Annotated in this window: 4 protein-coding genes; all 4 read left to right on the top strand. The window is 64.2% G+C overall.

Annotated elements, in window-relative coordinates; genetic code table 11:
• Window positions 1–22: 22 nt before the first annotated feature.
• The 4 genes from JWR89_RS17630 (at window position 23) to JWR89_RS17615 (ending at window position 4,590) form a co-directional block, all read left to right on the top strand.
• On the top strand, window positions 23–1,231 hold the full coding sequence (locus JWR89_RS17630) for a beta-ketoacyl-ACP synthase (RefSeq protein ID WP_299718436.1): 1,209 nt from the start codon (window positions 23–25) through the stop codon (window positions 1,229–1,231).
• Window positions 1,232–1,262: 31 nt separating this feature from the next.
• Window positions 1,263–2,543: a beta-ketoacyl-ACP synthase gene (locus JWR89_RS17625; protein WP_299718434.1), complete on the top strand. Its 1,281-nt coding sequence runs from the start codon at window positions 1,263–1,265 to the stop codon at window positions 2,541–2,543.
• Window positions 2,544–2,635: 92 nt separating this feature from the next.
• Window positions 2,636–3,658, top strand: coding sequence for a zinc-binding dehydrogenase (locus tag JWR89_RS17620; RefSeq protein WP_299718432.1), 1,023 nt, complete (start codon window positions 2,636–2,638; stop codon window positions 3,656–3,658).
• The gene (locus tag JWR89_RS17615) at window positions 3,658–4,590 is read left to right on the top strand and encodes a lipid A biosynthesis lauroyl acyltransferase (RefSeq protein WP_299718430.1); all 933 of its coding nucleotides are present in this window, start codon (window positions 3,658–3,660) and stop codon (window positions 4,588–4,590) included. Before JWR89_RS17620 ends, JWR89_RS17615 begins: the two co-directional genes overlap by 1 nt.
• Window positions 4,591–4,864: the final 274 nt, after the last annotated feature.

The raw sequence follows: 4,864 nt of genomic DNA, 5'->3' as shown, positions 1-4,864 counted from the left end.
GCGATCGCCGAGGAACGAAACAATGGCTGAAACGCGACACGTGAATTCCGAACCGGTGGAAGCCTGGATCACCGGCATCGGCCTGGCGACGTCCCTGGGCGAAGGCCCGGACGCGCATTGGGATGCGTTGAACAACAAGCGCATCAACATCGACGAGACCAACTTCGCGCCCTACCTCGTGCATCCGCTGGCGCCGGTGTCCTTCGACTCGCAGATCCCCAAGAAAGGCGATCAGCGGCAGATGGAAGCCTGGCAGCGCATCGGTACCTATGCCGCCGGCCTCGCGCTGGAATCGGCAGGCCTGAAGGGCAACAAGGACATCCTGTCGAAGATGGACATGATCGTCGCCGCCGGCGGCGGCGAGCGCGATCTCGCGGTGGATTCCGGCATCCTGAATTCCGACGACCACGGCGCGACGCCGCCCGGCTTTCTCAACGAACGGCTGATGAACGACCTGCGGCCGACATTGTTTCTGGCGCAGCTCTCCAATCTGCTCGCCGGCAACATCGCCATCGTCCACGGAGTCACCGGTTCGTCGCGCACCTTCATGGGCGAGGAAGCCGCCGGCGTCGATGCCGCGCGGATCGCGCTGGCGCGCATTGCCGCCGGCCAGAGCGACATCGCGCTGATCGGCGCGGCGCATAACGGCGAGCGCAAGGACCTGCTGCTGCTGTACGAGTTCGACGACTTCAATCTCAAGAACAAGTTCGAGACGGTGTGGGCGCGCGAAGCGGCCAGCGGCTTTGCGCTTGGCTCCGGCGGTGCGTTCCTGGTGATCGAATCGCGGGCGCACGCGGAAGCGCGCGGCGCAAAACCCTATGCCCGGCTGAAGAACGTCGTCGCCGATCAGGCACGGCGCAAGCATCCTGGAGAGATCACGGCGTCGCTGGAGAAGCTGTGGACCAAGCTCGGCCCGCTGAAGGGCGATACCGCGATAATCACCGGCGCGACGGGGGCGGAGCCTGCGACGTCCGAAGAGCGCACGTTCCTGAAAGAACATGCCGACCTTGCAGTACGCGGCACCGGCACGCTGTTCGGTCATACGCTGGAGACGCAGTTTCCGCTCGGGCTCGGCCTCGCCGCCCTGACGATCTCGCGCAAAGCGATGTTTCCGCCCAACGATTCGACCGGCCTCGAGATTGAAATGTCGAAGCCGCCCACCCAGATTGTGGTGATCGGCGCCGGCCATTGGCGCGGCGAAGGCATGGCGCTGGTCGAAGCGATCGATTGAAGCGAACGGCACGACCGACGGGGAATACAGCATGACAGCCACGCGCGATAAATTCGGCCGACCGATCGTCGTCGTCACCGGCATGGGCGTCGTCACCTCGCTCGGCGCCGGCAAGACCGACAACTGGAAGAAGCTCACCGCCGGTGAGTCCGGCATCCGCACGATCACGCGTTTTCCCACCGACGGCCTGAAGACCACCATGGCCGGCACCGTCGATTTCGTGCCGGTGGATCCGTTCTCCTCCACCGATCTCTCCGAAAAGCTCGGCGACCTCGCCACCGAGGAAGCCATCGCGCAGGCCAATATCGGCAGCAAGGGCGACTTTCCCGGCCCGCTGTTTCTCGCCGTGGCCCCGGTCGAAGTCGAATGGCCGCAGCGCCAGGCCGTGGCGCGCGCGACCGGCGCCAACACCGCGATCGATTACGACGCCCTGCTGCGCGTCGCCTCGGGCGGACAGTTCAAGGACTATCACCGCCGCTTCATGTTCGGCTCGGTCGCCGATCATATCGCCGACACGTTTGGAACCAAGGGCTCGCCTATCTCGCTGTCGACCGCGTGCGCATCCGGTGCCACCGCGATCCAGCTCGGCGTCGAGGCGATCCGCCGCGGCGAGGCCGACGCCGCTTTGTGCGTCGCCACCGACGGCTCGGTCAATCCGGAAGCGCTGATCCGCTTCTCGCTGCTCTCGGCGCTGTCCACCCACAACGATCCGCCGCAGGCCGCGGTGCGGCCGTTCGCCAAGAATCGCGACGGCTTCGTGATGGCCGAAGGCGCCGGTGCACTGGTGCTGGAAAGCCTGGAAGCCGCCACCGCGCGCGGCGCCAAAATCCTCGGCATCGTCGCCGGCTGCGGCGAACTCGCCGACTCCTTTCACCGCACCCGCTCCAGCCCCGATGGCAAGCCGATTGTCGGCTGCGTCAACAATGCGCTGTTCGACGCCGGCATCGTCTCCGACCAGATCGACTACATCAATGCTCACGGCACCGGCACGCCGGAAAACGACAAGATGGAGTATCTCGGCATCTCCACCGTGTTCGGCGAGCGCGCCAAGCAGATCCCGGTGTCGTCGAACAAATCCATGGTCGGCCACACCCTCTCCGCGGCCGGCGCCGTCGAAGCGGTGTTCTCGCTGCTGACGCTGGAGCATCAGCGGATTCCGCCGACCATCAATTACGATGTTCCGGATCCGGCGATTCCGTTCGACGTGGTGCCCAATACCGCTCGGGACGCGCGCGTCACCGCCGTGATGTCCAATTCGTTCGGCTTCGGCGGCCAGAACGCCTCGCTGATCCTGACCCGCGAGCCGATTTAGGCTGCGCCGGACCGCTCGCCGGTTGACGCGCTAGCGTGAACCGGCGATACGCACCCCATCAGATATTAACCTTTGTCCGGAGACACGGTGTCATGCGTGCGCTCAATCTTGTTGCCGATCGTGAGCTTGTCGTCGTCGATCAGCCCGCCCCGCCGCCACCCGAAGCCGGCGAAGTGCAGATCCGCGTCAAGGCGGTAGCGCTGAACCACATCGACGTCTGGGGTTTTCGCGGCATGGCGTTCGCCAAGCGCAAACTGCCGCTGGCGATCGGCGCCGAAGCCTCCGGCGAAATCGCCGCCGTCGGCGAAGGCGTGACCAACTTCAAGCCGGGCCAGAAGGTCGTGATGTACGGCGCCAAGACCTGCGGCGTCTGCAAGGCCTGCGTCGAAGGCCGCGACAACTTTTGTGAGAACGTCGGCGGCCTCTACGGCTTCCATCTCGACGGCTTTTCCCGCGAGTTGATCAACATGCCGGCGCGTCTGGTGATCCCGGTCCCCGACAATGTCAGCCTGCGCGATGCAGCCTGCGCGCCTATCGCGTTCTCGACGGTGCAGCACATGCTGTTCGACAATGCCAAGCTGCAGCCCGGCGAGACGATCCTCGTGCATGCCGGTGGCTCCGGCATCGGCACCGTCGCCATCATGATGGCGAAGAAAATCGGCTGCACCGTCATCACAACGGTCGGCGACGATTCCAAGATCGAAGGCGTCAAGGCGCTCGGAGCGGATTACGTCATCAACTACCGCAAGGACCGCTTTGAAGGCGAAACGCGAAAGATCACCAAGAAGAAGGGCGTCGATGTCGTGTTCGAACACGTCGGCGCAGATACTTTCAATGGCTCGCTGCTGGTGATGAAGCGCGGCGGCCGCCTGGTCACCTGCGGCTCGACCTCGGGTCCGACCGCCACGATCAACCTGATGCAGTTGTTCCAGCAGCAGTACCGTATCTTCGGTTCGTTCGGCGCGACCATGAAGAACATCAGCGAGAGCCTCGACAAGATGGCCGACGGCATGCTGCCGGTGATCGACACCGAAGTATCGATGGAAGACGTCGAGCCCGCGCTGAAGCGCATGGAGAGCCGCCAAGTGTTCGGCAAGATCATCGTTCACTTCTGATGCTGCGGCTGTTCCTCCGCACCCGGGCCAAGATCCGCGATGCCATCAAGCCGGCGGGCGAAGCGGTGGTCGGCGCGCTGACCATCGCTTTGCTGCGTACCACGCGCTATTTCGACCCGATCAAGACCGCCAACCTGTTCGCCAAAATCACGCAGAAGATCGGCCCGCTGTTTCGCGAGGACAAGATTGGTCGCGCCAATCTAACCGCGGCTTTCCCCGAGAAATCTTCCGAAGAGATCGAAACGATTCTGGCGGGGGTGTGGGGAAACCTCGGCCGCTTCGCCGCCGAATTCGCGCATCTCGATCATGTCTGGGAGCACGACCCCGCGCATCCCGAACTCAGCCGCATCGAAATCCCCGAGCGTACCCACGAACTGTTCGCCCAGCTCCGCCTTGACGGCAAGCCCGCCCTCATTTTTGCCGCCCATCTCGGTAACTGGGAATTGCCCGCCCTCGCGGCCGTCGCGCACGGGCTCGACGCCACCGTGCTGTATCGCCGCCCGAACATCGAGGCCGCCAATCGCATCATCGAGCAGATCCGCGCCGTCAAGATGGGCACGATGGTCGCGGCCAGCCATGACGCGCCGGTCAAGCTCGCGCATGCGCTGAGCGACGGTCAGCACGTGGCGATGCTGGTGGACCAGTGGTTCCGTAATGGCGTTGAAGTGAATTTCTTCGGCCGCAAGACCAACGCCAATCCGATGCTGGCGCGGCTACTGCGCCAGGTCGATTGCCCGATCCACGGCGTTCGCATCATACGCCTGCCCGGCCACCGTTTTCGCGCCGAACTCTCGGAAGAAGTGAAACCAGTGCGTACCGCCGACGGCAAGGTCGATGTGCAGGGCACGATGCAGGCGGTGACTTCGGTGCTGGAAGACTGGATCCGGGAATATCCGGAACAATGGCTGTGGCTGCATCGCCGGTGGCGGTAGCGTAGTTATGTCTACACGCACTCTCGCGTGTCGTCCCGGACAAGTTCGCGAAGCGAACGCTGATCCCGGACCCATACCCCGAGCCCGTGGCCGACACGGGACGGCTGCCATACCGCCTCATGCTGACAGCGTGCATGGGTCCCGGCTCGCGCTCGCAAGGGCTCGCTTGGCCGGGACGACAGGAGTTACCTCCCCGTCTTCACTTTCGTCCATAGCCGATTGATCACCCGCTGCGTCGCCGGATCGCGGGCGGTGATGACGAACAGCTTTTGCA

Origin of the sequence: Tardiphaga sp., assembly GCF_028290785.1 — a bacterium.
Lineage (GTDB): Bacteria > Pseudomonadota > Alphaproteobacteria > Rhizobiales > Xanthobacteraceae > Tardiphaga.
Note: the sequence above shows the minus strand (reverse complement) of the source record. Positions and strands in the feature narration are given on the sequence as shown.